This window comes from Clostridium sp. UBA4548 (genome assembly GCF_002387895.1).
GTDB lineage: Bacteria > Bacillota > Clostridia > Clostridiales > Clostridiaceae > Clostridium_J.
This window is the reverse complement of the sequence record NZ_DGLI01000002.1, coordinates 47,625-74,170: the sequence shown is the minus strand read 5'-3', so window position 1 is coordinate 74,170 and position 26,546 is coordinate 47,625. Positions and strand designations below refer to the sequence as shown.

20 protein-coding genes and 1 pseudogene are annotated in these 26,546 nt (G+C 32.0%); 19 read left to right on the top strand and 2 right to left on the bottom strand.

Going from position 1 to position 26,546, the window contains the following annotated elements:
• Positions 1-73: 73 nt before the first annotated feature.
• From B3040_RS01545 to B3040_RS01530, 4 genes are read left to right on the top strand one after another with little or no spacing between them, the layout of a single operon-like run.
• The gene (locus B3040_RS01545; protein WP_291569523.1) at positions 74-1,078 is read left to right on the top strand and encodes a CotS family spore coat protein; all 1,005 of its coding nucleotides are present in this window, start codon (positions 74-76) and stop codon (positions 1,076-1,078) included.
• A gap of 25 nt (positions 1,079-1,103) precedes the next feature.
• Positions 1,104-1,334 carry a hypothetical protein gene (locus B3040_RS01540; RefSeq protein ID WP_291569521.1) on the top strand — a complete coding sequence of 77 codons (231 nt, stop codon included), beginning with the start codon at positions 1,104-1,106 and terminating at the stop codon, positions 1,332-1,334.
• A gap of 10 nt (positions 1,335-1,344) precedes the next feature.
• The gene (locus B3040_RS01535; protein ID WP_291569519.1) at positions 1,345-2,127 is read left to right on the top strand and encodes a hypothetical protein; all 783 of its coding nucleotides are present in this window, start codon (positions 1,345-1,347) and stop codon (positions 2,125-2,127) included.
• Positions 2,121-3,152, top strand: coding sequence for a CotS family spore coat protein (locus B3040_RS01530; RefSeq protein ID WP_291569517.1), 1,032 nt, complete (start codon positions 2,121-2,123; stop codon positions 3,150-3,152). Before B3040_RS01535 ends, B3040_RS01530 begins: the two co-directional genes overlap by 7 nt.
• Positions 3,153-3,305: 153 nt before the next feature.
• Here the strand turns inward: B3040_RS01530 and B3040_RS01525 are convergent, their stop codons facing one another.
• On the bottom strand, positions 3,306-4,436 hold the full coding sequence (locus tag B3040_RS01525; RefSeq protein WP_291569515.1) for a glycosyltransferase family 4 protein: 1,131 nt from the start codon (positions 4,434-4,436) through the stop codon (positions 3,306-3,308).
• 132 nt (positions 4,437-4,568) lie between these two features.
• Between B3040_RS01525 and B3040_RS01520 the strand changes: the two genes are divergently transcribed.
• Both B3040_RS01520 and B3040_RS01515 read left to right on the top strand, forming a co-directional pair.
• Complete coding sequence (locus B3040_RS01520) at positions 4,569-5,573, top strand: CotS family spore coat protein (protein ID WP_291569514.1); 1,005 nt, start codon at positions 4,569-4,571, stop codon at positions 5,571-5,573.
• A 338-nt stretch (positions 5,574-5,911) separates the two neighbouring features.
• Complete coding sequence (locus B3040_RS01515; protein WP_291569512.1) at positions 5,912-6,877, top strand: polysaccharide deacetylase family protein; 966 nt, start codon at positions 5,912-5,914, stop codon at positions 6,875-6,877.
• Between the two features lie 205 nt (positions 6,878-7,082).
• Here B3040_RS01515 and adhE read toward each other — a convergent pair whose 3' ends face one another.
• Entirely contained in the window at positions 7,083-9,752 is a 2,670-nt protein-coding gene (gene adhE, locus B3040_RS01510) for a bifunctional acetaldehyde-CoA/alcohol dehydrogenase (protein ID WP_291569510.1), read from the bottom strand.
• Between the two features lie 208 nt (positions 9,753-9,960).
• Here adhE and yabG point away from each other — a divergent pair, with 208 nt between their 5' ends.
• From yabG to B3040_RS01445, 13 genes and pseudogenes are all read left to right on the top strand, one after another.
• Positions 9,961-10,881, top strand: a complete 921-nt coding sequence (yabG, locus tag B3040_RS01505) for a sporulation peptidase YabG (RefSeq protein WP_291569508.1) — start codon at positions 9,961-9,963, stop codon at positions 10,879-10,881.
• 695 nt (positions 10,882-11,576) lie between these two features.
• Positions 11,577-11,813, top strand: coding sequence for a Veg family protein (locus B3040_RS01500; RefSeq protein WP_017413552.1), 237 nt, complete (start codon positions 11,577-11,579; stop codon positions 11,811-11,813).
• Between the two features lie 452 nt (positions 11,814-12,265).
• Positions 12,266-13,828, top strand: coding sequence for a DUF3794 and LysM peptidoglycan-binding domain-containing protein (locus tag B3040_RS01495; RefSeq protein ID WP_291569505.1), 1,563 nt, complete (start codon positions 12,266-12,268; stop codon positions 13,826-13,828).
• A 547-nt stretch (positions 13,829-14,375) separates the two neighbouring features.
• The gene (ispE, locus tag B3040_RS01490) at positions 14,376-15,218 is read left to right on the top strand and encodes a 4-(cytidine 5'-diphospho)-2-C-methyl-D-erythritol kinase (protein WP_291569503.1); all 843 of its coding nucleotides are present in this window, start codon (positions 14,376-14,378) and stop codon (positions 15,216-15,218) included.
• A gap of 225 nt (positions 15,219-15,443) precedes the next feature.
• Entirely contained in the window at positions 15,444-15,644 is a 201-nt protein-coding gene (locus tag B3040_RS01485) for a CLC_0170 family protein (protein ID WP_291569501.1), read from the top strand.
• Between the two features lie 158 nt (positions 15,645-15,802).
• Positions 15,803-17,263, top strand: a complete 1,461-nt coding sequence (locus B3040_RS01480) for a spore germination protein (protein ID WP_291569499.1) — start codon at positions 15,803-15,805, stop codon at positions 17,261-17,263.
• A 201-nt stretch (positions 17,264-17,464) separates the two neighbouring features.
• Complete coding sequence (locus B3040_RS01475) at positions 17,465-18,574, top strand: GerAB/ArcD/ProY family transporter (RefSeq protein ID WP_291569497.1); 1,110 nt, start codon at positions 17,465-17,467, stop codon at positions 18,572-18,574.
• Positions 18,564-19,736, top strand: coding sequence for a Ger(x)C family spore germination protein (locus B3040_RS01470; RefSeq protein WP_291569495.1), 1,173 nt, complete (start codon positions 18,564-18,566; stop codon positions 19,734-19,736). Before B3040_RS01475 ends, B3040_RS01470 begins: the two co-directional genes overlap by 11 nt.
• A 317-nt stretch (positions 19,737-20,053) precedes the next feature.
• Positions 20,054-20,728: pseudogene (gene spoIIR, locus B3040_RS01465) on the top strand (stage II sporulation protein R); the annotation flags it as partial.
• A 565-nt stretch (positions 20,729-21,293) separates the two neighbouring features.
• Positions 21,294-22,325 (top strand): D-alanine--D-alanine ligase family protein, encoded by a 1,032-nt coding sequence (locus B3040_RS01460; protein ID WP_291569493.1) that lies wholly within the window; start codon positions 21,294-21,296, stop codon positions 22,323-22,325.
• A 160-nt stretch (positions 22,326-22,485) separates the two neighbouring features.
• Positions 22,486-22,902, top strand: a complete 417-nt coding sequence (locus tag B3040_RS01455; protein WP_291569491.1) for a DUF1934 domain-containing protein — start codon at positions 22,486-22,488, stop codon at positions 22,900-22,902.
• A 171-nt stretch (positions 22,903-23,073) separates the two neighbouring features.
• The gene (locus B3040_RS01450) at positions 23,074-23,997 is read left to right on the top strand and encodes a sigma-54 interaction domain-containing protein (protein ID WP_291569490.1); all 924 of its coding nucleotides are present in this window, start codon (positions 23,074-23,076) and stop codon (positions 23,995-23,997) included.
• A gap of 437 nt (positions 23,998-24,434) precedes the next feature.
• A complete protein-coding gene (locus B3040_RS01445) occupies positions 24,435-26,042 on the top strand; it encodes a CTP synthase (RefSeq protein WP_291569489.1) in 1,608 nt (535 codons plus the stop codon).
• The last annotated feature ends 504 nt before the right edge of the window (positions 26,043-26,546 follow it).

Here is a 26,546-nt window from a genome sequence, read left to right as displayed (position 1 = left end):
TAGTTCAAAATTAAACACACATTATATTAAGGTTTCATATATTACATATAGAACACTATTTGGAGGGCTTTACTTGGAGGTAGAAAAAATTAAAGACCTTATAGAGAAAGAATATGGTTTTACCCCTAGCCGTGCAGAAAAGATAAAAAATGTTTATAGAATTGATACAGAGGACAATATCTACTGCTTAAAAATCATTAAGTATGAATTTGAGCATTTTTTATTTATAGTGGGTGCAATTAAGCATCTTCAAAATAACGGCTTCGAGTATATTCCGGAAATCATTAAAACTATTCAGGACTTAGATTATATAAAGCTAGAGGAGAATTTTGCTTATCTAACTCCTTGGGTAAATGCTAGGGAGAGTAATTATGATAATCCTCTTGATGTAATTATTGCTGCTAAGAAGCTTGCAGATCTTCACAATAAAAGTGAAGGATTTAAGGTTCAATCTAATATGAGACCTAGGGTGGGGTGGCTTAAATGGATAGAAACTTATAAGACCCGCAAGGATGAAATTTTAGATTTTAAAAGGAGAATAGATAAAAAGGAGGTTAAATCTCAGTTTGATTTATTTTATCTAAGCTTTATGGAAGAGGAACTTAAAAGATGTGATAGAAGCATACTTCATTTGTCCCAAAGCAATTATGTTGAAAAAATGAAAAAAGAAATGGTGAAGAATGGGTTTTGTCACCATGACTATGCTCATCATAACGTGATGATAGGTGGAGATGGAAAGGTAAACATAATTGATTTTGATTATTGTATATTAGACTCTCATCTTCACGATTTGAGCAGCCTTCTCATTAGGCGAATGAAATATAATAAATGGAGTATTCACAGTGCAAGAGAAATTCTTGAAGCTTATGGAAATATTCATAGCATCAGTAATGAGGATATTCCTATTATGGCAGCCTTTATGGAGTTTCCACAGGATTACTGGCAAAGGGGAATTCAGTATTATTGGGAGGAAAAACCTTGGGGAGAAGAGTTTTTCATGAAAAAGCTTAGATTTTATAATGAGGATAGAGAAGAAAGACAGGAGTTTATAGAAAGTTTTAGAGAAATCAAATTATAAAATAGGTTAAGGAGGGGTGTGTATTATGTCAAAAAGAGAAAGAGAAAACGAATTTTATGAAGAGCAAGTAGAAAGAAGCCGTGAGGAGAGTTCTTTATCTGTAGAAGACTATGACAAGAAGTTAGAAGGTATGAAGGAGCAAATTAAACTTCTTAAAAAAATTAAAAGAAGACAAAAAAAGCTTAAGGAATTGGAAGAAGAACAATCTTTAATTTTAAAGAAAATGAAAAAAAGAGAAAAAAGTAAACATAAGTAGAGGTGGTGTTATGAGAAGATTTTTTTATGACAGCTTTCAAGACTATGCTAAGGAGCAAGGGGTAAGGAAAGTTGATTTTATATTGAAAAATAATGAAGCTCTAAGTAGAAGATTGTTAGAAGAAAGAGTACTTTCACAGTTACAACTTATTACTGAGTTTCATAATATGTCTTGTGGGTTTAATGGATATTTAAAAAGAAGAATTAATAATGATACCTGTAAGTTAGTGGAAGAGTATAAGGTTCAAGTTAAAAGATTAAGGAAACACTTAGATAAAATTGAGGATCAAGGGGCTAAAGGAGAGGTGGAAAAGTTTCTACAAGAAGAAGGTAAAGTTCAGCTAAATAGAGCAGTCCAGTGTCTTGATTGCATAGGAGAAAATAATTATATGGACTTAATTTCAAGAAGTATGAAAAACATTGAAGTTTGCCTTACGGATGTAGATTTTGATAACTTAGTTAAAAATCAAACCTTAGAAATTGTAAACTTTGAAGATGTAGCTTACAACTTAGTGGAAATGGATGCCTATTATTTGCTTTATAAATTAAAGAAAAGGGGCTTTGTTATAGATTATAGTAGGTGCGTAGATAAGTTCTGCAGTCTGCAAGGCTTAGGTGAAGATAGCAAGATTTTTATTTTATCCCTTTTATCTTATCCCCATGAGTTTATGAAAATTTATGAAAAGTATAGAAGAAATAAAAAATCCTGGACAGAAGGGGAATATGTGAAAAGGTTTATTGAGGCCATAAGAGAAGATGGTATTTCTTTCATAAATGAGGTGAAGAAATGTTAGAATCAAAATTTAAGGATAGAGAATTTTTAAGTAGATATCATTTAGACGTGAAGCTACTAAATAATTATAATTTTACTGTTGATGATGTAATTCCTGTTAGAAAGGTATATATTTTAGTAACTAATAAGGGTAATAAAATATTAAAGAAATTAGATTATACCATAGAAAGATTAGAATTTATAAACACTGCAATAAAATATATGAAGGATAATGGCTTTAACCAAGGCATTAACTTTGAAAAAAATAAAAATGGTGACATATATACTCAGTGGAGAGATAGTACCTATGTGGTTATGGATTTAATCAATGGAAGAGAATGTGAATACAATAACCCCTTAGAAGTGTCTATAGCTGTAAAGACTTTGGCTAAAATGCATTTAAGCTCTAAAGGGTTTAAAGTTGAAAAGTGGAGTAAGTACTCTAATCTTGAAAAAGCTATAGAAGAATATGAAAAAAAATTGGGAGAACTTAATTATTTTAAAAAGCTAGTTTCCACCTATGAAAATAAGAATGAGTTTGATGAACTCTTTTTAAATAGTTTAGATAAATTCATAAGCCACATGGCAAGAGGTATAAGTATTCTAAAGAAATCAGAATATGATAGTCTTTGTAAGGAAGAGAATAACATTGCTGTTTGTCACCAAGATTTAGCTTATCATAATATATTAATTGATAATGAAAAGGCATATTTTATAGACTTTGATTATGCAGTGATTGATTTAAGAGTTAGTGATCTTTGTAGTATTATTAATAAGGTAACTAAGGGATTTGCCTATGATTTAGAGAAAGTAATAGAAATTATAGAGGAATATAAGGGGACTTTTCCTGTTGATGCTAGAGAACTTAAGGTTTTATATGGAATGCTATGGATTCCAGAGGGTTTTTGTAATTTAATAAAAGATTACTATTTAAAGAGAAAACTTTGGAGTGAAGAGAGCTTTATCTATAAACTAAGAAATAAGACTGAGTATCTCAAGGAAAAAGAGGATATGTTAGAGAGTTTTAAAGAACATTACAACTTATAACCTGAAGAAAGTGGGAACAGCACATTGCCCAAATATTCATAAAAGCTAATTCACATGAGAATAGAAAATAATAAGATGTAAAATCATTTATAATAAAAAGAAAAACCCTTAGTAACTTTAAAATTACTAAGGGTTTGTTTCGTCCTATAAATTTTAAGAAGTTGCTTTAATTATAGCTTCATAGGCTTTAAGAGTTTCAATAGCAGTTTTGTCCCAACTTAAGGCTCTTGCTTTTTTAAAACCCTTTACAATTAAATTAATTCTTAGGTGTTCATTCATCAGGGCTTCACAAATTTTTTCGCTAAGAACTTCTGTCTCCTTTGGGTTAAATAGCAAAGCGGCATCACCAACTACTTCAGGGATAGAAGTTACATTAGAGGTAATTACAGGAATACCACAAGCCATAGCTTCTATAGGAGGAAGTCCAAAACCTTCATAAAAGGAAGGATACACAAATAGGGAAGCGTTATTATATAAGTGGGGCATATGTTCCATGGATATAAAACCTGGGAAAATAACTCTATCTTCTATTTTTAATCTCTCAGCACAGGCTTTATATATGGAGTAGGATTTGCCCTTATTTCCTGCAATAACTAAATTTGTATCCTTTGGAATTACATTTATAATTCTGCTAAAAGCTTCAATAAGCCCTACAATGTTTTTTCGAGGACTAAAACCTCCTACATATAGTATGTAGTTGGAGGTTAGTCCATAATGTTTTTTCAGCACTTCTTTGCAAAAAGCTCTATCTATGGGTTTGTAGATATCTTCACTGGCTAGGTGAGTTACGAAAATTTTTTCCTTTGGATAATTAAAGTCCCGTGAGATATCTTCTTTAGAAAACTCAGAAACTGTAATGATTCCATCACAACGACTAACTATACCCGCCATATCCTTTTGGAAGATGTTTAAGTACCTGTCTCCCACTGTTTCGGGCATGTGAATAGGAATTGTATCATGAAGGGTAATAACAAAAGGGTGATTTTTTTCTATTGGAAGACCAACACCATTTTGAGGTACATGGTATAAATTTATATTTTTATCATATAGTTCATTAGGGATATTTACATCATCCCAAAAGTTTGAGGCCATGGTATCTGCAATGGATTTAATATTGAAGTTTCTATTAAATTTAATATCACTGCTATAGCCTTCAGGGGTGAAAAGTAAATAATCATTTAGCTTATCTATTTTATTTAGTGAATTAATAAGCTGATAAGTATATGTTCCTATACCTGTGCCCCTATACCATTTAGCAGCTCGTGAATCTATACCAATTTTCATATCACTACTCCTTAAACTTAATAAATAAAATAACCATTATATTAATGTATATTATTACAACACATTAAAATATGTTAACTCTTATTCTAAAAAAAGTTAAATACACATATAAATTATAGAGGGGGTGTTACTATGATGAGAGAATTTGAGATTGAACGCCAATTCGATATAAAAATTGAGAGCATCAAGCCTAATAAAGGCGTATATCATTTAAAGACAAACGATGGCGTTAAGTGCTTAAAGAAAATAAGCTATGGAACTCAAAAGTTATTATTTGTTTATGGTGCAAAAGAGCATCTTTATAAAAATGGGTTTCCAAATATAGATAGATACTTTTTAAATACGGAAGGAAATCCATATGCAGTGGTTAATGAGGATATTTACACCTTATCTCAATGGATTGAGGGAAGAGAATGTGACTTTTATAATGAAGAAGACTTGAAAATCGCAGCACAATGTCTTGCAAAGCTTCACATTGCTTCGAAGGGGTATGAGCCGCCAGAGAATAGTAAGTTAAAATCTGACTTAGGAAGATGGCCACATCTTATGGAAAAGAGAATCAAATCCTTTGATAAGATGAAAGAAATGGTAAGAAAGAAGAAAAATCATAAAGCAGATTTTGATATTAGCTATTTAAAGTCAGTAGATTATTACAAAGAACAAAGCAAAAAAGCACTACAAATCCTTAATAGTTCAAATTACTTTGAAATATGCAGAATTACTGAAGAGGAGAAGAGTTTTTGCCATCATGATTTTACTTACCATAACATAATCATAGACAATGAAAATAATGTAAATGTAATAGATTTTGATTATTGTAAAAGAGAAGTGAGAGCCTACGACATAGCCAATTTTATGATTAAGGTATTAAAGCGTCAAAATTGGGATATTAAGTTCGCTGAGATTATTCTTGATGGATATAATAGCGTTTCGCCTTTAAGGGAAGATGAATATAAGGTTGTTTATGGATTTTTAGTTTTTCCTCAGCGTTATTGGAGACTTTGCAATAGGTACTATTATAATGAGGTTAACTGGGTACAAGGTACCTTCAACAAGAAAATGGAGGAGTTAATTTCTGAAAAGGATAAATTCGAAAAATTTATTGAGGATTTTAAGAACACATATAAGGTGGAATAATTTTTTTGTTTTTTATAATAAGCACGTTGATTTTCTTCCACGACTTTGGAAGGAAAGCTTCTATATAATTAAAAACTTATTGAAGACTTATCCTTCCACAAGGTGGTTAGGATAATAAAGCTACGCAAAAATTTTTTGCGTAGCTTTATTATAATAAAATATACCTTTAACAGGTTTTATTAAGAAAATTTCATCTATAGAAACGCAATATATGGTGAAATTTATGGGATATTTTGTTATAATATAGATGAAATTGGGGGATACTTAAGCTAAACTTTCCTAGGGACATGAGAATCGTGTTTATGATGGAAAAGCTTAAGAAAGTATGGAGGGGGAAAATGAAAAAGATAATTTTACCAGTGGTAGTCAGCCTGATTATTGCAACTATAGGTATCTGGTGGACTTTTTTTCTTACTAGTAATAATGGAAGGGTTAGAGAAATTCCTGTGGTTACTGAAGAAACTAACAAAAAGATTTTGATCAGGAGTCTTAAGGAGGCAGAGCAAATAAAAGAACGTAGGGATTATGGGGCAGAGTTAGACGACTTACATACTATGGAGATTGTAGCAAAGAAGAAAAGTAGAAAGTTTAGGGAAAAAGACCATAATGTAGAGGTGAAAAATTTCAATAACAAAGAAGAAAATTTTATTCCTGTGCTAATGTATCATTCTATAAACTATGAGGCAGGAAATGAACTAAGGGTGCCAAAGGAAAGGTTTGAGGAACATATTAAATGGCTTCATGATAATGGGTTTTACACACTATCCATGGAAGAGTTTTATAATGCGATAACTAAGGGAGAAGCTGTGCCCAAAAAGTCTATTTTATTAACTTTTGATGATGGATATAAGGATAATTATACTAATGGATTCCCAGTGATGAAAAAGTATAAAGTTAAGGGAACTATTTTTGTTATTACAGGCACTATCGATACTTCTAATTCCTATATAAACTCTCAGGAAATTAAAGAGCTTTCTGGAAACGATATAGATATAGAAAGTCATACAGTGAGCCACTTAGAGTTAAATGGATTAAGTTATGAGAAACAGGTAGAGGAATTAAAAGAATCTAAATTAAAAATAGACAAACTTTTAAATAAAAATACTATAGCAATATGTTATCCAGTAGGGAAGTTTAATGAAGATACAATAAAGGCTGCGGAAACTTTAGGATATAAGGTTGGGTTTACAACAAAACCAGGGTACAGTAATATTTCTCAAGGGATATATAAGCTAAAAAGAGTTAGAATTAATGCTTCTACCACAGTAAAACAACTTGAATATATTTTAGGAGATCACAAGTAAAATCCCAGGCTATGAGTGTGCTGTTCATAGCCTGGGATTTTAATTTTACTTAGTAATTACTATAAGGGGTAATTTATAGTAATGCAATAGTGATATTAATAAGATCTAGTGCTAATTGTTAGTAGGAATTATTGCTACTAACTATAGCTATTTATATTAACCACCGCTAATTATACCAGCGGCGGTTAGTACGCTTTAATGAATATTAGTAAGCATTAGTTATTAATTCTGCAATTTCACTTACTAGTGGAAGCCTTGGGTTTGCAGTAGTACATTGATCTTCAAAGGCTTCATCAGCTAGCTCCATTAGTACAGAGTCTAGATGAGCCTTAGAAACTCCACATTGGCTCAGTGAAGTTGGTACATTAAGTTCCTTCATTAAAGCTTTAATAGCTTCCACTAAGTTATTAATAGCTTCTTCAGGAGTACTATGTCCTAAGTCTAAGTGTTTAGCAATTTCTTGGAATTTTTCAGGTGCTTTATAGTACTCATATTTAGGGAAGGATACTAATTTACTTGGATTGCTTCCATTATATCTTATCACGTGAGGTAGCATTATAGCATTTGCTCTTCCGTGAGGAATATGGAATTCAGAACCCAGCTTATGAGCTATACTGTGGTTAACTCCAAGGAAGGCGTTAGTGAAAGCCATACCAGCTATACAAGAAGCATTGTGCATTTTTTCTCTTGCAAGGGCATTGTTCCCCTCTCTATAAGCTATTGGTAAATATTTAAACACTAACTCAATAGCTTTTAATGCAAGGGCATCAGTATAGTCAGAAGCCATTACTGAAACATAAGCTTCTATAGCATGAGTTAATACGTCCATTCCAGTATCCGCAGTAACAGAAGGTGGTACTGTCATAACTAATTCTGGGTCTATAATTGCAATATCAGGAGTTAGCTCATAATCAGCTAAGGGATATTTTATGCTATTAGCTTTATCTGTGATAACTGCAAAGGCCGTAACCTCAGAACCTGTTCCAGAAGTAGTTGGAATTGCTACCATTTTAGCTTTTTTACCTAGTTTAGGGAATTTAAAGGCTCTTTTTCGGATATCCATAAATCTTAATTTTAAGCCATCAAATTCAACTTCAGGATTTTCATAGAAAAGCCACATTCCTTTAGCGGCATCCATAGCTGAACCACCACCAAGGGCAATGATTACATCCGGTTCAAAGCTTCTCATTTGAGCAGTTCCTCTCATTACAGTTTCTGTAGAGGGGTCTGGCTCTACATCTAAGAATATATTTACATCAAAGTTAGCTTTCTTTAAATGATTCATAACTCTTGATACATAACCAAGTTTATCCATAAATTTATCCGTAACTATAAAAGCTTTTTTTCCTGGCAATTTTTCTAGGTATTGTAATGAGCCAGGTTCAAAGTAGATTCTCTCTGGTACTCTAAACCATTGCATGTTAACTCTCCTTTTTGCTACTCTTTTAATGTTAATTAAGTTCTGTGCACTTACGTTTTGAGTAGTTGAGTTTCTTCCCATAGTTCCGCAACCTAAAGTTAAAGATGGTAAATTTGCATTATAAATATCTCCTATAGCTCCTTGAGAAGAAGGGGAATTGATAATTATTCTTCCAACCTTAACTCTTCTTGAAAACTCTTCCATAACTCTATTGTCAGTGGAGTGCAGTACAGCAGAGTGTCCAAGACCGCCAAAGTCAATCATTTCCTCGGCACGATGAATTCCCTCTTCTGTAGTATCAACGATAAACATTGAAAGAATAGGACTTAACTTTTCTCTTGATAAAGGATATTTTTCTCCTATGCCTTCAAGCTCACAAATCAAAATTTTTGTTCCTTCTGGAACTTCTATGCCAGCCATTTTAGCTATTTTTTCAGCACTTTGACCAACTATATCTGCATTCATAGATTGCCTTTTTTCATCTATAGCAATCTTTTGAAGTTTTTTCATTTCTTCTTTATTTAAAAAGTGACATCTGCGTTCTTTAAGGAGGTCAATAACCTGTTCAGACACTTCTCTATCTATAATAACTGCTTGTTCAGAGGCGCAAATTGTTCCGTTGTCAAAGGATTTTGAAAGTACAAGATCATTTACGGCCCTTTTTAAATTGGCAGTTTTTTCAATGTAGCAAGGTACGTTTCCAGCTCCAACACCTAGTGCTGGTTTTCCAGTAGAGTAAGCTGATTTAACCATTCCAGGGCCCCCGGTAGCTAAAATTATATCTACTCCAGGATGGAACATTAGTTTTTGAGAAGCCTCTATAGAAGGGGTTTCAATCCATTGAATACAATTTTCTGGAGCCCCTGCTTTTATTGCTGCATCTCTAACAATTCTTGCAGCCTCTACACTGCACTTTTGAGCTCTTGGATGGAAGCTAAAGATTATTGGATTTTTTGTTTTAATAGCAATTAGTGATTTGAAAATTGTAGTAGAAGTTGGGTTTGTAGTTGGTGTGACTCCTGCAACTACTCCTATTGGTTCTGCTACTTCCATATAATCTTCTTCATCATTCTCACTTATGATTCCTACGGTTTTTAGTTTTTTTATACTATTGTAAACATACTCAGAAGCGAAAATATTCTTGGTAATTTTATCCTCATAAACTCCCATGCCTGTTTCTTCTACTGCCATTTTTGCAAGTTCTCTATGCTTAGCTAAAGCAGAGATTGTCATTTTTTTAACTATTAAATCTATTTTATCTTGATCATAAGCTAAAAAATCCATATATGCTTGCCTTGCATTTGATACAAGTTTATCAATGTTCATCTCTACAGTATTCTCAATATTAACTGGTAGATCTTCTTTTAAACTTTGAACAGAAGATGATACACTTGTAGAATCTATGTTTAAAGCCTTATTTTTTAAATTTGGTATGGTGTTAGTTGGTTTTGACATAGGATATACCCCCTTGAAAGTTTGTTATTTATTTAACTAATTACATTATATAATCTTGGATAAAAAATGCAATAGGTTTTGTTAAAAATATATCAATGTTAATAAATTGTTTAAATATATAACAACAAATAAAAAAATAATAATTAACTTCACCATTACTAATAAAAGTACATAGTATGTAATACAAGTCTTTAATGGAGATGATGTTATGAAAATTGGAGATAGAGTAGTAAGAAGATCTTATGATGGGGACATTGTTTTTAAAATCATTGATATAAGAGAAGAGTATGGGGTAGAAAAGTTTATCCTTCAAGGATTAAATATTAGAATTGAAGCAGATTGCCTAGAGGAAGATTTAGAGCTAGTAAGTGAAGATGAATTAGGGGAAATGGATAGGGTGTTTAACAAGAAGGTTAATGCCTCTATTAAGAAAATCCTCTTAAGTAGATCTGGGAATCAATATAGAGGGGAGCCTGCTAAGGTTCTAGAGGATACTTATTATGTAAAGGGGCGAAAGAGTAAAACTAATAACCCTATACCCATGCCAAACAAAGAAATGTTTTTTGGAAGACCAGGAAAAGTCCTTCACATAGATGGAGATCCAGGATACTTGGAAGTGTGTCTAAAAACCTACAAGCAACTTTCTATTGAAGCTGTAGGAAAAGTTATAGCAGAAAAGGATCAACCTTTAGAAATTCTAGACCTAGTTAAGGAAGTAAATCCTGATATAGTAGTTATTACTGGGCATGATGGAATGACAAAGGATGCTCCCGATTATATGGATTTAAGTAATTATAGGAATTCTAGATATTTCGTGGAATGTGTATCTATTTTAAGAGCTTATAAGTCTGATTATGATGAATTAGTTATTTTTGCAGGAGCCTGCCAATCAAATTATGAGGCGCTTTTGGATGCGGGTGCTAATTTTGCTAGTTCCCCTAGCAGAGTTCTTATACATTGCCTGGACCCTGTAATGATTTGTGAAAAAATTGCTTATACCAATATTAATGAAATTGTAGATTTGCAAGATGCTATACAAAATACCATTACAGGAATAAAGGGTGTTGGAGGCCTTCAAACAAGGGGTAAGTACAGAGAAGGTTATCCTAAATCTCAGTATATAAGATAATAAGCTTTAAATTATTAGTTTTGTTAGCTTTATTAGTTTGTTAGTGAGATATAAAATTAAATAGAGTCTATATGCAATGCATATTTATACTTTTAGGTATGAATTTATTTACTTTTATTAATAGTTCATAGAACAATTAACCTTAGAGAATTTTAAGATAGCCTTAAAAATAACCCTAAGGAGATTATAATTATAAAGAGTTCCTATAGAATAGTTTTTTTCTATAGGAACTTCTCATATATAAAAGTCAATTTAATTTTAGTAATCCTATAAGTTTATTATAAAAAAACTATACAGATAAGATTTTGTTAAATAAGTTGTTAAAAATTTATAAATTTATAGGAAAGTAGAATATATAAATATATTTAAGCACATACTAATCTCGGATTTTGAAATGAAAAAGTGAAAAAATGAAAAATACTTTTTAAGTAGTAACTTGCTTTATTAACACATGAAAATATCTTTATAAAAATGAAATCTTGTAAGCGTTGCTTTCCTTCTAGGTGTCTAATTAAATTGAATAATTTAACATTTAATGTTTACATATTCGACAAAAAACCCAACTTATGCAATAATTCAAGAAATTTAACAGAATTTTAACATTGACAAATATAATGTTCATATTGTACAATTGTAGGTTTACTTGACATAAATGAGTTTTACCCTTATAATATAAAGAGAAAGAAGGTGCTACCATGGAGAGAAAAAATGTATTGACTTCAATTAAAAACGACATTGAGAGTCATGTTGGCGAAAAGGTAACATTAAAGGCTAACGGCGGCAGAAGAAAGATTATAGTTAATGACGGCGTTTTAGAGAAAACTTATGACAGTATATTTGTAATTAGACTAGAAAATGCAACTCAAAGGACTGTTACATACAGTTATAGCGATGTGCTAACAAAGACTGTTCAGTTAGTGTTTGCAGTTTAGTAAAACATAATTTAATGATGACATCTAGGATTTATATTTGTTTAATATTTAATATTAAACAATCTATACAGTTTTATTCATAAAAAGGTGAAGTACTAAAATACTTCACCTTTTCTTTTTATATTTTTTTATCATCAGTTCTATTTTGGAAGTAGGCTTAATATAATTAAATGTACAAAGCTAATGTATATGGGGTTGGATCTCATAATAGGTAAAAATATTTCCATAAAAAAAAGAAAGATGGAAAATCCATCTTTCAGCTATGGTATAAAAGGGTATTGAGAATTTATGAGAGGTTATATGGTCAATAACCATCTTAATTGTAAAATAATTTTCGACATATGTCAACAATTTATAGCGAAATTTGTACTATATTTTTTTTCGACATTAGTTATATTTTTTTATGGTTGTCTATATAAATTATTAGTAGGTATTTTAGGAGGGATATTGTTATGCGCTTGGATTTAATCAAGGACAATATAGAGTACGAGCAATTATTAGGTCAAAATTCAACAGACATGGTAGTAAAAGAAGAATACGTAATACCAGATACACTTCCAGATGTGAATGAAGTGTTAACACTAGATGCTAAGCCTATGGTAACAAATAAAGAGGTTTCAAATGGAAAGGTCAATGTAGAGGGACAAATTCAATATACAGTTCTTTACATGGCTAAAGAAGATGAGGTTATTGAAGCTCATCCTGTTACTTATAATTCTAAATTCGCAAGTAGTCTTGATGTTAATGGTGCTACTAATGACATGCTTTGTGAAATAGATTTATGCATGGAAGATATAAAATGCATAATTATAAATGAAAGAAAAATAGCTATTCAAGGAATCATGAGTATTAAGTGCGATTCTTATAAGATGAACTCCTTTGAAATAGTTAAGGATGTAGAAAATGGTAATGACCTTCAGTTTTTGAAAAATCCAATGACCATAGACAAGGTTATGGATCCAATTAATGGAGAGATAATTGGTAAGGCTGAAATAAAAGTAGACATGGATAAACCTGAAGTAGGTAAAGTAGTTAATTATAATGTTAACATAGGTAAGAAGGATATTAGATTGTTTGACGGTGGAATACGTGTAGAGGCAGTAGCTAATGTGACTATATTATATAAGGTTAAAGGCTGCAAGGATTTAGTTTCAGTTTGTGCAAATGTTCCACTAAATAAAGAACTTAATGTGGATTTCTTAAAACCAAATATGGAGCATTATACGGACTTTATGGTGGCTTCCTTTGAACATGATGTAAGGGAAGATGATATGGGTGAAAATAGAATAATTGATATAGAATTCTTAGTTAAGACCTGCACTCATGTTATGTATAAAGAAGAAGTAGAGATGATAGAGGATGCTTACTCACCAACTAATATCTTGGATATGAACGCAGAGGAATATGATATAAATGTTATCCAAGGACAAGGACAACACGAAAGTCTTGTTAAGGGTGATATTGAAGTTGGAGAGGATATGCCTAAACCTAATAAGGTTATAATGGCAAATGGAATAGTGACAATTATTGATAAGAAGATTTCTGATGATAAGGTAACTATTGAAGGAGTTTTAAAAGTTGATGTGTTGTATTCTACAGAGGATGAAGCACAATATGTTGCGTCTATCTGTGATGAAATACCCTTTACTTCTCAAATAGAAATAAGTGGTGCTATGGATAATATGGATGCAATAACAAAGGTTTACTTAGAAATGTTAGAAGCTAGTGTTGAGGTTGGAAATATTTCTATTAGAGCTATCGTTAGAGCTCAATGCAAGGTTTGCTATAATGCTAAGAAAAAGTTCCTAGTGGACTTACAGGCTTCAGAAAATGAAGTTCCTAAGAAAAAAGCAAGCATCATCATTTATGTAGTTCAGCCAGGAGATACTTTATGGCAAATAGCTAAGAAATACTTTACTACTAAGGAAGAAATAATGGCTATAAATGATATGGCTGAAAATGCAGATATTAAGCCAACTCAAAAGTTAATTATACCAGGAAGAGCTGTAGTATAAGGATTTCCTAATTATAATGACTCAATTTTTTATCTAAATCAAAACATTAACTACCTTTGAAAGTGATGAGAAATATTACTATTAATAGATAGTAATCAATAAGACATAATGTTTTTACTTTATTTATATTAAGAGGGTTTTGCCTTTAGGGCAGGCCCTCTTTAAATTTTACTTTATCTATTTATTTTATAAGCTTCCATTTTTATTAAGTAAATGAGTAAGTATAGGGTGACTTACTGTCTTTAATACTTGTCTATTGCTATAGAAATCCAGAGTTAAATTTCTATCATGGAACCCTATATCACTAACATTCTGTCTTTCCCTTAAATATAGGAACAACAGAGGACTATACTTTCTTTATTGTCTACAAGCATAAATTAATTTGCATATGTTACAAAATATATACTATACTAAGTTTAAATAATATAGATAAACCGCTTCCAAATTTAAAGAGTTTTTTAACTCTAAAGGGGTAAGAGATTAACTTTATTTAAAGTTAAGATGTAGTTTATCTATGTGGAAGAAAACGCATAGGTTGGTGAATACAATGAAATTAAAAGCATACGGTAAAATAAATATATCTTTAGATGTGGTTGGAAAAAGAGAAGATGGATATCATCTGCTTAGAATGATTATGCAAACTGTAGATATTTATGATGAACTTACCTTTGAACCTTGTGATGAAGGGATACATATTGCTTGTAATAAAGAAGGCATACCCACGGATAACAGAAATTTAGTATATAAGGCTATAGAATTATTTAAGAATACATATGGGGTTCAAGGTGGAGTGAATGTGCATATTAATAAAAACATTCCCATGGAAGCTGGTATGGCAGGGGGAAGCACCGATGCAGCAGCGGCTTTAAGAGCCATGAGAGATTTATATAATCCTCAGGTTAGTGATGAAGAGTTAATGAAATTAGGAGTGAAAATTGGTGCAGATGTACCTTACTGCATTATTGGCGGCACCGCTCTTTGTGAAGGAATTGGGGAAGTAATTACACCTCTTAGACCTTTCCAAGGAAAAGTATTGCTAGTGGTTAAACCTAATTTTGGAGTGTCCACTGTAGGGGTATACAAGTCTTTTGATATAAATGAGGTTAAGAATCATCCAAATACTGAAGAATTAATTAAGGCTATGGAAAAAGATGATGTTAGTTATGTGGCTAAAAATATGATGAACTTGCTGGAACAGGTTACTATTAAAAATCATAAGGAAATACAGGAGATTAAGGACTTTATGCTAGAAGAAGGTTCTTTAGGAGCCATGATGACTGGAAGTGGACCAACGGTATTTGGTTTCTTTGAACATAGAGCTAAAGCAGAAAGCTGTTATGAAAAGTTAAAGGGAAAATATAAAGAAGTGTTTGTTACAACTACAATTTAAAGTTAATAAAGTATTCTCCTAAGGTCATTAGACAAAAGGAGTTCTTTAATTGGTTAACTTCCTCAGAGGAATTTTTCTCAGAGGAAGTTTTTGCTTAAATTGTGCTGTATAAAAGTTCACCTCTACTAGAGCGACTAGTAGGGGTTTTTATTTTTATGTATATAAAAATCATATTAGTTAAAACTAAATAGGAAATTTTTAATAAAGGAAGATGTGATGAGGCTTATGATTAGAACTATTATTGAACGTTTTGACTTGTATCTGCTTATACTCTCTGTTGCTACAGGTATATTAGTAGCCTATTTTGATGCTAAAAAGTTCAAAACTGAAAATAAGCAAACTGCCTATAAACAGGCAAGGTATTTTGGTGTTGGTGTAGCAGCTCTTGCAATAGCGCTATACATTGTTAGATTTATGTTTGTCTAAAGGTAATATTTATGAATTTACATAGATTATAGAGGTTGAAGGTGAACTTTAGGTTATAACCTTTAGAAAGTTTTAAGGGAATCAATAGGGGTTTATGTATAAGCTAAGTGGTAGTTTTGGTTCCTTATACTTTAGGTGAAGAAAGGGAAGTGAGATAGTTGCAAGAACAAATTCGTGAAAACATTTCTCAAAAAACAGAACAAAACATGATGTATGTTAAGGAACTGTTTAAAAATGCAGCAGATGTTGTATTTAGGGAATTTAATATAGGTAATCTTAAAGGTGGATTAGTTTATATTGATGGAATGGCTGATAAAACTCTACTTAACGATTTTTTATTGGAGCCATTGATGGATAATGGGGGAAAAAACATAACTCCAGAGCAGTTGATGGATAAGATTATTGCAATTTCTGATATGAAAAAAATTACAAAGTTAGCAGATGGAATAAATGCAGTGCTAGCAGGGGAATCCTTAGTTTTTATCGATGATTTAGGAGCAGCTCTTACTATTGCTAACAGAGCTTGGCCTAATAGGGGTATTGGAGAGCCTTCGGGAGAAACGGTAATAAGAGGTTCTAGAGAGGGGTTCACAGAAACAATAAGATTTAATACAGCTCTTGTAAGAAGAAGAATTAGAGATACTAGGTTAAAGGTTGAGCCAAGTCAAGCGGGGGTACGTTCTAAAACCGATATGGCAATAATGTATATCGATGACATAGTAAATAAGGAAATTCTTGATGAGTTGAAAACTAGATTAAAGGGTGTAAGTATTGATGCAATTTTAGATAGTGGATATATAGAGCAATTTATCGAAGATAATAAAATGACTCCATTTCCACAAATTCAAAGTACAGAAAGGCCTGATGTGGTAGCGGCAGCTTTATATGAAGGAAGGATTGCAATTTTCGTTGATAATTCTCCCTTTGCCTTAATTGTTCCAGCAGTGCTTGCGAATTTCTTCCAATCGCCAGATGATTATTACAATAGATGGTTAAGTGGTTCTGTGGTGAGGATAATAAGATTGTTTGCCATAGTACTATCTTTAATTTTACCAGCAGCTTATGTAGCTATGACCTCTTTTCATACAGGACTTATTCCTACAAAGCTTGCTTATGCAATAGCAGCTTCAAGGGAAGGGGTACCTTTTGCAGCCTATGTTGAAGCTTTGCTTATGGAAGCAGCTTTAGCCTTCTTAATAGAAGCAATTATAAAACTACCAAAACCTGTAGGTTCAACTATCGGTATTGTGGGAGGTCTTATTATTGGTCAATCAGCAGTTAGTGCAGGACTTGTAAGTCCTATTATGGTTATAGTTCTTGGACTCACAGCGATAACTACATTTTTAATTCCAAACTACACTGTGACTACTGCTTTTTCTTATTTTAGAGTAATGCTTATTCTTCTTTCTTCATTTTTGGGTCTTTATGGTATTATGCTAGGTCTTATATTCTTGTTAATTCATTTAACAAGAATAGAGAGCTTTGGTATACCGTATCTTGCACCAGCAGTAAATACTATTATGAAGGACTTGAAGGATTTATATGTAAGAATGCCTCTAAAGGACTTTAAGGAAAGACCGGAATTTTTAGAACCTAATGATAAGGTGAGACAAAAATAACTGTCTGAGGCATCTTCAAAAAATAAATAAGTCAGTATGCTTGTCTATTTTGTGTTATACTGCGTCAACAGAACCCTTAGATAGCTCAACTATCAAAGGAACCTGTTTCCTTGTCAGCACAAGCTTGCTTGTGAACGCAAAATATCCTTTACATCTTTGACTTATTATTTATTTTCAAATGCCTAATTGGAGGAATAAAAAGTGAAAGATAAAAATTTTATACAAGACTTTGGTTTGTTTGCAAGTTTAGTAGTATCCATGATTGGTATAGGGGTGTTTTATAGCCCTTCCTTAGTAGCAAAGTATGTGGGTGCTGATGGTTGGGTAGTGGCCATAATCACAGCGGCAGCTATATTTATAATTATGTATATGATGTATTACATCATGAGAGTAAACACCTATGACGATATTGTAATAATACTAAAAAATATATATGGCGGAGTTTTAGGGAGAATTATATCTATAATCTATGCAGTTATGATGATACTTGCTTTAGGTATATCTTTAAGAGTATTTTCTGAGGTAATAACTATGTTCCTACTAGTTAATACGCCTACTGAAGTTGTTCTCATAACTATGATTTTTCTAAGTATGTTCTTGAGTAGAGGTGGTTTAGCTAATGTAGTAAACTTTAATGAATTGGCTTTCTGGATGATATTTATTCCAGCTATACTGGCTTTTCTTTTAACACTGCCCATTGCAGATTTTACTAATTTATTACCGGTGTTTTCAACAACGCCTCCTAACTACTTAAAGGGAAGCTTTGAACTGTTGTTTTTGCTAAATGGCTTTTCTATGGTATTTATTTTAATACCTTATGTTAAGAAAAAGGAGAGAATAGGGAAGATTTTGAGACGAAGTAGTTTCTTTATTGGGGCCTTTTATGGAATTACCTTTATATTAGTGGCAGCCACTTTATCTGTGGATCAAACTAGAAATACAATTTTCCCAACCATTACTATGATTCAGTCCATTACATCAAGAACTGGATTTTTAGAAAGATGGGATAGCTTAATTATGGCAATTTGGGTCATTTTCTATTTTACTGCCTTTGCCAATACCTATTATTTTTCATCTTATATAGTAAAACATGTATTTAATATTGAAGATATTAAAATTGCTTCCGTGATATTTTTACCAGTGATTTATGTGGCGGCTTTATTCCCTGAGAGCGTGGTAGATGTAAGGAATTTAAAGATGGGCTTCATTAGAATGGGGTTCATTGGAACGCTGTTTGTGGTTATAGGGATCACTTTTTTAGTAAGCTATATTAGGAATGGGAAGGGGAGAGGGGTTAAAAATGAAAATTAAAAAGGTTCTTCCAGCACTAATTATTAGTATGTTGCTTACTGGTTGTTGGGATAATGTGGAGATAGACAGAAAGGCTTTTGTAGCTACTATAGCCGTAGATATTGGGAAAGATATTAAAGAAAGAGAGGCTCTTAAGGAATTAAAACCTACAGATGCCTTTGCGGATAAATCTATGGACATTCTTAATGTAACCTATGGATTTCCTGACATAAGAAATATGGAACAGGAAAAGGGTACTGCAGAAGAACTTGCTATAACTGTAGATGGTTACTCTATGACGGATACTTACTTTAAAGCTATTGCACAAAGTAGTAGAAATCTTCAGTTTAGTCATAGTAAAGTTTTATTTCTAAGCGATGAGTTATTTAGGTATCCAGAGGTTGCAAAAGAAGTGATGGATTACATAGAAAGGGAACCAAGTTTAAACAGAACTACAGTTATGGCTATAGTTGAAGGAAAGGCAGAGGATTATGTAAAGTTCAAGCCTCTAATGGAAGAAAATATAGAAAACTATATTACAGGTTTAATGGGAAATAATAGTAGGAATGGATCTGTGTATCCCGTTACTTTAAATAAATATATAGATATGTCCACTCAAAGTGATGTGAATATGCTACCTTTATTTAAACTTGAGGAGGGGAATAAGAAGTTAGTATTATCAGGAATAACTTTAATTAAAGATTTTCAAATTGTAGGGTATTTGAATGATAAGGAAATTACAGATGTGCAACTGCTAAGAGGTGACATAGGTTCTTGTAAAAAAGTAGTTTATAAAGAAGGGCACCCTATAGATTATTATATTAGAGATGTGTCTACCAAGGTAGATGTGGAACTAGTAGATGATAAGTTGGTACTGAATTATAAGATTTTTACAGAGGGAACAATTAAGGGTTATTATACAGATGCCAATTTGCTTAATACAGATGTCATAAGAGAAATTGAACAGTATTTTGCAGATTCAATGGAAAAGGAACTAGTGGCTATTGCTGATATCACTAGAAATAAGCTTCAGGTAGATTTGCTAAATGTAAAAGAAAACCTAAGAAAGTATCATCCTAGAATTTGGAGTAAACTTCAAAGTAGATGGCCGGAAGTTTATCAAAATGCAGAGATAAAGGTTACTGTAGATAATCATATAAGAACTGTAGGATTAACTAATTAAACTATATAGGGGCTAATTAGAAAGTGGTTATTAGAATTTTTCTAAGGGAAGTTTCTTGGGGGGGTTCAATAGGCGTTTCTAGTAGGCCTCTATTCATTTATAAGGTGGAAGTTAGTAGATTTTTATAATAGTAGTTAGGTGGGAAGGTAGACAAGCTATGGTGCAACATAAGAATATCTATGGATTAACTTAAAATACTATAGGAATAGACACAAAAGAATATAAAAAATATTTTATATTATGTGTATAGAACTTGTCCCTTTGGTAATAATTAGAATATAACAGAGGTTAACAAGGAATTAAGGGGGAGAAAGATTATGAAAAAATTATTATCAATGGGAGTAATGGTGTTAGTCATACTAACATTCCTAACAGGTTTTTACAGTTCTAGAACTGTAGGTTCTAGTGTTAAAACAATAGGAACTGCAAGTGCACAAACTTTAAAGGTTAAAGAAGAAACAAATTTAACAGTAGAGGAAATTTCGGAAAAGTTAATTAGATTTCATGTAATTGCAAATAGTGATGAAGAAAAGGATCAAGCTCTAAAGTTGAAAGTTAGAGATGAGGTTTTAAAATATATACAACCATTATTAAAAGAAAGTAAGGATATTGACAACTCAAGGGAAATTCTAAAAAAAGAAAATGGGAACATATTAAAAATTGCAAAAGCTGTTATTGAAGAAAATGGTTATAGTTATGAAGTAGATTCAACTCTTTCAAGAGAGTATTTTCCAGTTAAGACCTATGGAAACATTACTCTTCCTCAAGGAGAATATGAAGCTTATAGAATCCTTATAGGAAGTGGAGAAGGTAAGAACTGGTGGTGTGTTATGTTTCCACCAATATGTTTTGTAGATGTGACAAAGGGAGCAGTAGCTTATGAGGAAACAGAAAAAGAGATGAAAGAAGTATTAAATGATGAAGAGTACAACATGGTTAACAATAAGGCAAGTGAAGAAAGTGAAAAAAATAAAGATAATAAAACTGTAGATAATAGCAAAGCTAAGGTGGTTTCAAAGGAAAGCAATAAGACAGCTAGCAAAAAATCAAATACCACTGCAGCAAAAAACAGTAATAATAAAAAAAAAAATAATGAGGAAAAATCAAATTCCAAGGATATATTAGGTTTAGAAAAGGAAAAAATGGTAGATAATACAGAGGATAACAATGTAATAATCAAGTTTAAAATAGGGGAAATATTAAAAAGTTTAGTTGAGTAATTTGAAATAATCTTTAATATTGTATATAAATTGCTAATCAAATCTCAGGGGATTTTCCTTTGTGGTTATGATTATAGATAAAGATAAGGGAACCTCCCCCAAAGATAATCTCCTTTCCCTTATCTTTATTTCAATTAAAGTCAGCAAATAATAGTTTTTGCTGACTTTAATTTTCGTAAAATTAAAACTTTAAAATAAATGTTAAAAACTTTACTTTTCAGGTTGAAGAAATGTGAATATAGGCATAGAATAATTTTGTAGTAAAACTACTTTGTTTCACCTTGACACGGTATGTTGAATAACTTGTTAATATAAATTATTGTTAGGAGAGATAACTATGAAAAAAAATGTAGCTATATTATTTGGAGGACAGTCTACAGAGCATGAGGTTTCTAGAGTGTCAGCTACATCCGTTTTAAGCCATATAAATCATGAGAAATATGATATTTATCCTATAGGAATCACAAAGCAGGGTAAGTGGTTTCTTTATAAGGGAGAATATAAAAACATTGCTGATGGTAAGTGGGAGGACGATTGCGCCAATAAAGTTCCTAATGGTTTAGAGATACTTGTAGATAAAAAGGTGGAGGTAGTATTTCCTGTACTTCATGGTATGTATGGAGAGGATGGCACAATTCAAGGGTTATGTAAGCTTATGAATATACCCTGTGTAGGTCCTTCTGTGATGAGTTCTGCAGTGTGCATGGATAAGATATATACTAAATACTTATTAGAACATGAAAACATTAAGCAAGCAAGCTACGTGGTGGTTACTTCCTTTGATTATGGAAGGGATAAGAACTTTTTCCTTAAGGAAATAGAAGAAAAGCTTGGCTATCCATGCTTTGTTAAGCCAGCTAATAGTGGTTCTTCTGTGGGGATTACTAAGGCTCATAATGAAGAGGAGCTTGCTAAAGGGTTAGAATTAGCATTAGAGCATGACAGAAAGGTCTTAGTAGAAGAGGGACTAAATGCTAGGGAAATAGAAGTTTCAGTACTGGGAAATGATAACCCTAAGGCATCAATTCCAGGAGAAATCATTCCTGCTAAGGAATTTTATGACTACGAAGCAAAATATCAGAATGCAGCTTCTAAACTTTTGATTCCTGCGGCTTTATCAGAAGAAAAGCTAGATATAATAAGAGGTTTAGCAGTTAAAATTTATAAAAAATTAGATTGTTCAGGAATGGCAAGAGTAGATTTCTTAGTTGATAAGGAAACAGAAGAGGTTTACTTAAATGAAGTTAATACAATTCCAGGATTTACAAGTATTAGTATGTATCCTAAGATGTGGGAAGCTACAGGACTTGCTTATCCAGCTTTAATCGATGAACTAATTGAATTAGCTATTGAAAGAAATAATAAGTAATTTATACAGTCAAACGGGAAGACGAGTTTAATTTCCTGGTTGGCTGTATAAATTTTATTATGTAAAGCACAGGTTGTAACTTATATAATATGAAAAGTTATGATAAAATTATATTGTAATTAATAACATAATATATGGCCAATAGATTAAAGGAGAATATATGAAAAACAATGCAATTATAAAAGTGGTAAGTATTCAAAATAATGAAGAAGATGAAAAAATTGAAGTAGTAAGTTTAGGGGATTATTATAAAGAAGAAGAAGTTTTCGTTGCAACTTATAAGGAAACGGAACTTTCAGGAATGGGTAATACAACCACTACTTTTAAGATAGGTAAAGATTTTTTTTATTTAATTCGTGAAGGGGAAATTAATACTGTGATGGAGTTTAAAAGAGGGCATAGTACCTCAATTCTATACAGTACACCCCAGGGTGGATTAGCATTACAGGTTAAAACAAGAAATATAAAAATTCAAGCTGATGACCTGAGAGGAAATGTAGACCTTGAATATGATATTTTTATTGATGGACAACATAGTATTAACACAAAACTTATAGCAAATATAGAAGTTAAATAGAAAGCAAGTTCATCTTGTGGAGCTACTTTGCAAAATATATTATTAATTTTTAACCTTATAACAAGCCCCTATATTTTAAAAGTATAGGGGTAAATTATTAGGCATTTTTATTCTGAATCTTGTAATTTAAGAGTTTAGAAAGGTTAATATTTTAAATTTTGGGGGAATTTTATGTATACCTTTGAGGATATTGTTGGGGAAAGTGAAAATATAAGAAGGGTTAAGGAGTTAGGGGAGAAGGCTTCAAATACTGGCTCATCGGTGCTTATATATGGAGACACAGGAACGGGGAAGGAACTTATAGTTCAAGCTATACATGAGGCATCCGTGAGAAGGAATAGGAATTTCATACCACAAAATTGTGCGGCTATTCCAGAAAATCTCTTGGAGAGCATATTTTTTGGAACATCAAAGGGGAGCTTTACTGGTGCTGAATCTCAAGTTGGCTTATTTGAACTGGCTCACCGAGGTACCTTATATTTAGATGAACTTAATTCCATGCCAATTAACTTTCAAGGTAAGCTGCTTAGGGTGCTTCAGGATGGGGAAGTTAGAAGGGTGGGAGACGCTGCTAGTAAAAAGGTAGATGTGAGGATTATTGCATCTTTAAATGAGAATCCAGAAGACCTTGTGGAACAAGGTAGGTTGCGAAAGGATTTGTATTATAGGCTTAATGTAATAAGGATTAACCTTCCTAATCTTAATGATAGAAAGGAAGATATCCCTTTATTAGTTAAATGCTTTGTTGAAAAATTTAACGAGAGATTTAACAAGGCTATTACAGGGATTTCAACAGAGGCTTTACAGGGGTTGGTGAAACATGATTATGAGGGAAACATTAGAGAGCTAGAGCACATCATAGAAGGTGCTTTCAATATAAGAAGTCAAGGAGTTATAGAACTGAAGGATTTGTATCTACGAGAAAAAGTTAAAGCATTTGCAGATTGGTCCTTAAAGGACAAGTTAGAATACTATGAAAAAAAGTATATTAAAGAAGCTGTTATATTAGCTGATTATAATATTTCAAAGGCTGCAAAATTTTTAGATATACCAAGACAAACTCTTCAGTATAAAATGAAGAAGTATAATATATAGAATACAATAAAGAGACTACACTACCAATAAACCTATTTTTGCACTCTCTTTCATATAGGTTGCTTTGATTTGTTGAGTAATGTAGCAATAATATTGCAATTTACACATAAAAATTTAATTGCATTTTAGAAGGACGTTTGTATAGAGTTTTTGAGAAGAAATAAAAAAAGGATATCTTAGAACCTTAAAATAAAATGAAATTGTTCAATACTCAAGTTAAATTTCATAGGAAAGGAGCTGCAAAATTTGCAGCTCCTTTAAAATACAAAAAAATAAAAACAAAAAATAGTAGCATAAAAATAAAATATATGATACTATAGTACTTGTTTTTAAATATAAATATACCATTTTACTTTATAGGGTAATTTCTATTATAGTAGGTAAATAGAAGTAAGTCAATAGTTTTTATAAAAAAAAGTATTAAGGAGGAGTTTGTTTTGAGTACTAAATATGTATTTGTCACTGGTGGGGTTGTTTCGTCTTTAGGAAAAGGTATTACAGCAGCATCTTTAGGGAGGTTACTTAAGAATAGAGGATTAAAGGTTTCAATTCAAAAATTTGATCCCTACCTAAATATAGATCCAGGTACTATGAGTCCTTATCAACATGGAGAGGTTTTTGTCACTGATGATGGAGCAGAAACAGATTTAGATCTTGGTCACTATGAAAGGTTTGTGGATGAAAATTTGAGTAAAAACAGTAATGTAACCACAGGTAAAGTCTATTGGTCAGTAATCTCTAAGGAGAGAAGAGGAGATTACTTAGGGGGTACTGTTCAGGTAATTCCACATATAACAAATGAACTTAAAGATAGAGTATATAGGGTAGCTAAGGAAAAACACGTAGATGTGGTTATCACAGAAATTGGGGGAACTGTGGGAGATATTGAATCTCTTCCATTTTTAGAAGCCATAAGACAAATAAAATATGAAGTAGGTAGGGAAAATGTTTGCTTTATTCATGTAACTTTGGTTCCCTTCCTTGGTAAGGCAGGAGAGTTAAAAACTAAACCTACTCAACATTCAGTTAAGGAATTAAGAAGCATAGGTATTCAACCTGACATCATTGTTTGTAGAAGTGAAAAAGAAATTCCAAGGGACTTAAGAAATAAGATTGGGTTATTTTGTAATATAGATGGAAGAGCAGTAATTCAAAATTTAGATGCAGAAAACCTTTATGAAGTTCCATTAATGTTACATGAAGAAGGTTTAGATGCTTTGGTTTGCGAAAAGCTAAGCTTAAATTGTAGCTCTATAGATAATTCCTCATGGATAGAAATGGTGGAGAAACTTAAAAACCTGAAAAATAATGTTACTATTGCTCTGGTTGGTAAGTATGTAGAACTCCATGATGCGTACATATCGGTTGTTGAGGCCCTAAGTCATGGGGGCCTTGGCTGTAATTCTAATGTTCAGATTAAATGGATTAATGCAGAGGAAGTAACTAGAGAAAATGTAGAGGAGCTTCTAGGAGAGGTAGATGGAATATTAGTACCAGGTGGTTTTGGCGATAGGGGTGTGGAAGGAAAGATTGAAGCAGTGAGATATTCCAGAGAAAGAAATGTTCCTTTTCTTGGTATATGCCTTGGTATGCAGTGCGCAGTGATTGAGTTTGCTAGAAATGTGTTAAATTATGAAGATGCTAATAGTGCAGAACTTATACCAGACACTACTCATCCAGTAATTGATTTAATGCCAGATCAAAAGGAGATTGATGAAAAGGGCGGCACCATGAGGCTTGGGTTATATGCTTGTAGATTAGATAAAGGAACTAAGGCTTTTGAAGCTTATGGTGAAGAAGTGATTTATGAAAGACATAGACATAGATACGAGTTCAATAATGAGTATAGAGATGAATTAACAAAAGCAGGACTAGTTTTAAGTGGAACTAGCCCAGATAAGAAATTAGTTGAAATAGTTGAACTTAAAGAACATCCTTGGTTTGTAGCAACTCAATTCCACCCAGAATTAAAATCTAGACCTAACAATCCTCATCCATTATTTAGTGAGTTTGTAAAAGCTTCTTTAGAAAATAAGAATAAATAAAGCTTAAAAACCTAAGGTTAAAGAAGAGAGAAATATATTTCCTATTCTTTAATCTTAGGTTTTTGTTTTGAAAGTTTATTTTATAAATAGATAACTAGATTTTCATAGAACTAGTAGTTTACATATAATATCCATAAACTTATGATAATATTAGGGTTACCTAAGGTATACGCTCAATTACTAAGCAATATGAAGGGTTACTTTTAACTAGAAGATGGCTTATGTATATAACTACAATAATAGTGTTAGTATAACTTAATGGATGCAGGGTTATGCTGGCTTAGGTCCAGAAGATAAGACCATGAGAATATAACGAGAAAAGAATATAAAAAGATAAGAAAATATAGTGTTTATGCGGGTTTGTGAGTTTAAATTTGTCTTTTACCAAGTAGGATTTTCACAGGGATACTTTAAGAAAATCATAAGTTTATAGTTATATATAAGTAGAATACTAGGAAGTTAAAATAATTTTACTTTTGAGCAACGTACAACTTCCTAAGCTTA

Bases quoted from the DNA above. Each gene is read 5' to 3' on its own strand.
- B3040_RS01540 (WP_291569521.1), top strand. From the start codon at position 1,104: ATGTCAAAAAGAGAAAGAGAAAACGAATTTTATGAAGAGCAAGTAGAA.
- B3040_RS01535 (WP_291569519.1), top strand. From the start codon at position 1,345: ATGAGAAGATTTTTTTATGACAGCTTTCAAGACTATGCTAAGGAGCAA.
- B3040_RS01530 (WP_291569517.1), top strand. From the start codon at position 2,121: ATGTTAGAATCAAAATTTAAGGATAGAGAATTTTTAAGTAGATATCAT.
- B3040_RS01525 (WP_291569515.1), bottom strand. From the start codon at position 4,436: ATGAAAATTGGTATAGATTCACGAGCTGCTAAATGGTATAGGGGCACA.
- B3040_RS01520 (WP_291569514.1), top strand. From the start codon at position 4,569: ATGATGAGAGAATTTGAGATTGAACGCCAATTCGATATAAAAATTGAG.
- B3040_RS01515 (WP_291569512.1), top strand. From the start codon at position 5,912: ATGAAAAAGATAATTTTACCAGTGGTAGTCAGCCTGATTATTGCAACT.
- adhE (WP_291569510.1), bottom strand. From the start codon at position 9,752: ATGTCAAAACCAACTAACACCATACCAAATTTAAAAAATAAGGCTTTA.
- yabG (WP_291569508.1), top strand. From the start codon at position 9,961: ATGAAAATTGGAGATAGAGTAGTAAGAAGATCTTATGATGGGGACATT.
- B3040_RS01500 (WP_017413552.1), top strand. From the start codon at position 11,577: ATGGAGAGAAAAAATGTATTGACTTCAATTAAAAACGACATTGAGAGT.
- B3040_RS01495 (WP_291569505.1), top strand. From the start codon at position 12,266: ATGCGCTTGGATTTAATCAAGGACAATATAGAGTACGAGCAATTATTA.
- ispE (WP_291569503.1), top strand. From the start codon at position 14,376: ATGAAATTAAAAGCATACGGTAAAATAAATATATCTTTAGATGTGGTT.
- B3040_RS01485 (WP_291569501.1), top strand. From the start codon at position 15,444: ATGATTAGAACTATTATTGAACGTTTTGACTTGTATCTGCTTATACTC.
- B3040_RS01470 (WP_291569495.1), top strand. From the start codon at position 18,564: ATGAAAATTAAAAAGGTTCTTCCAGCACTAATTATTAGTATGTTGCTT.
- B3040_RS01460 (WP_291569493.1), top strand. From the start codon at position 21,294: ATGAAAAAAAATGTAGCTATATTATTTGGAGGACAGTCTACAGAGCAT.
- B3040_RS01455 (WP_291569491.1), top strand. From the start codon at position 22,486: ATGAAAAACAATGCAATTATAAAAGTGGTAAGTATTCAAAATAATGAA.
- B3040_RS01450 (WP_291569490.1), top strand. From the start codon at position 23,074: ATGTATACCTTTGAGGATATTGTTGGGGAAAGTGAAAATATAAGAAGG.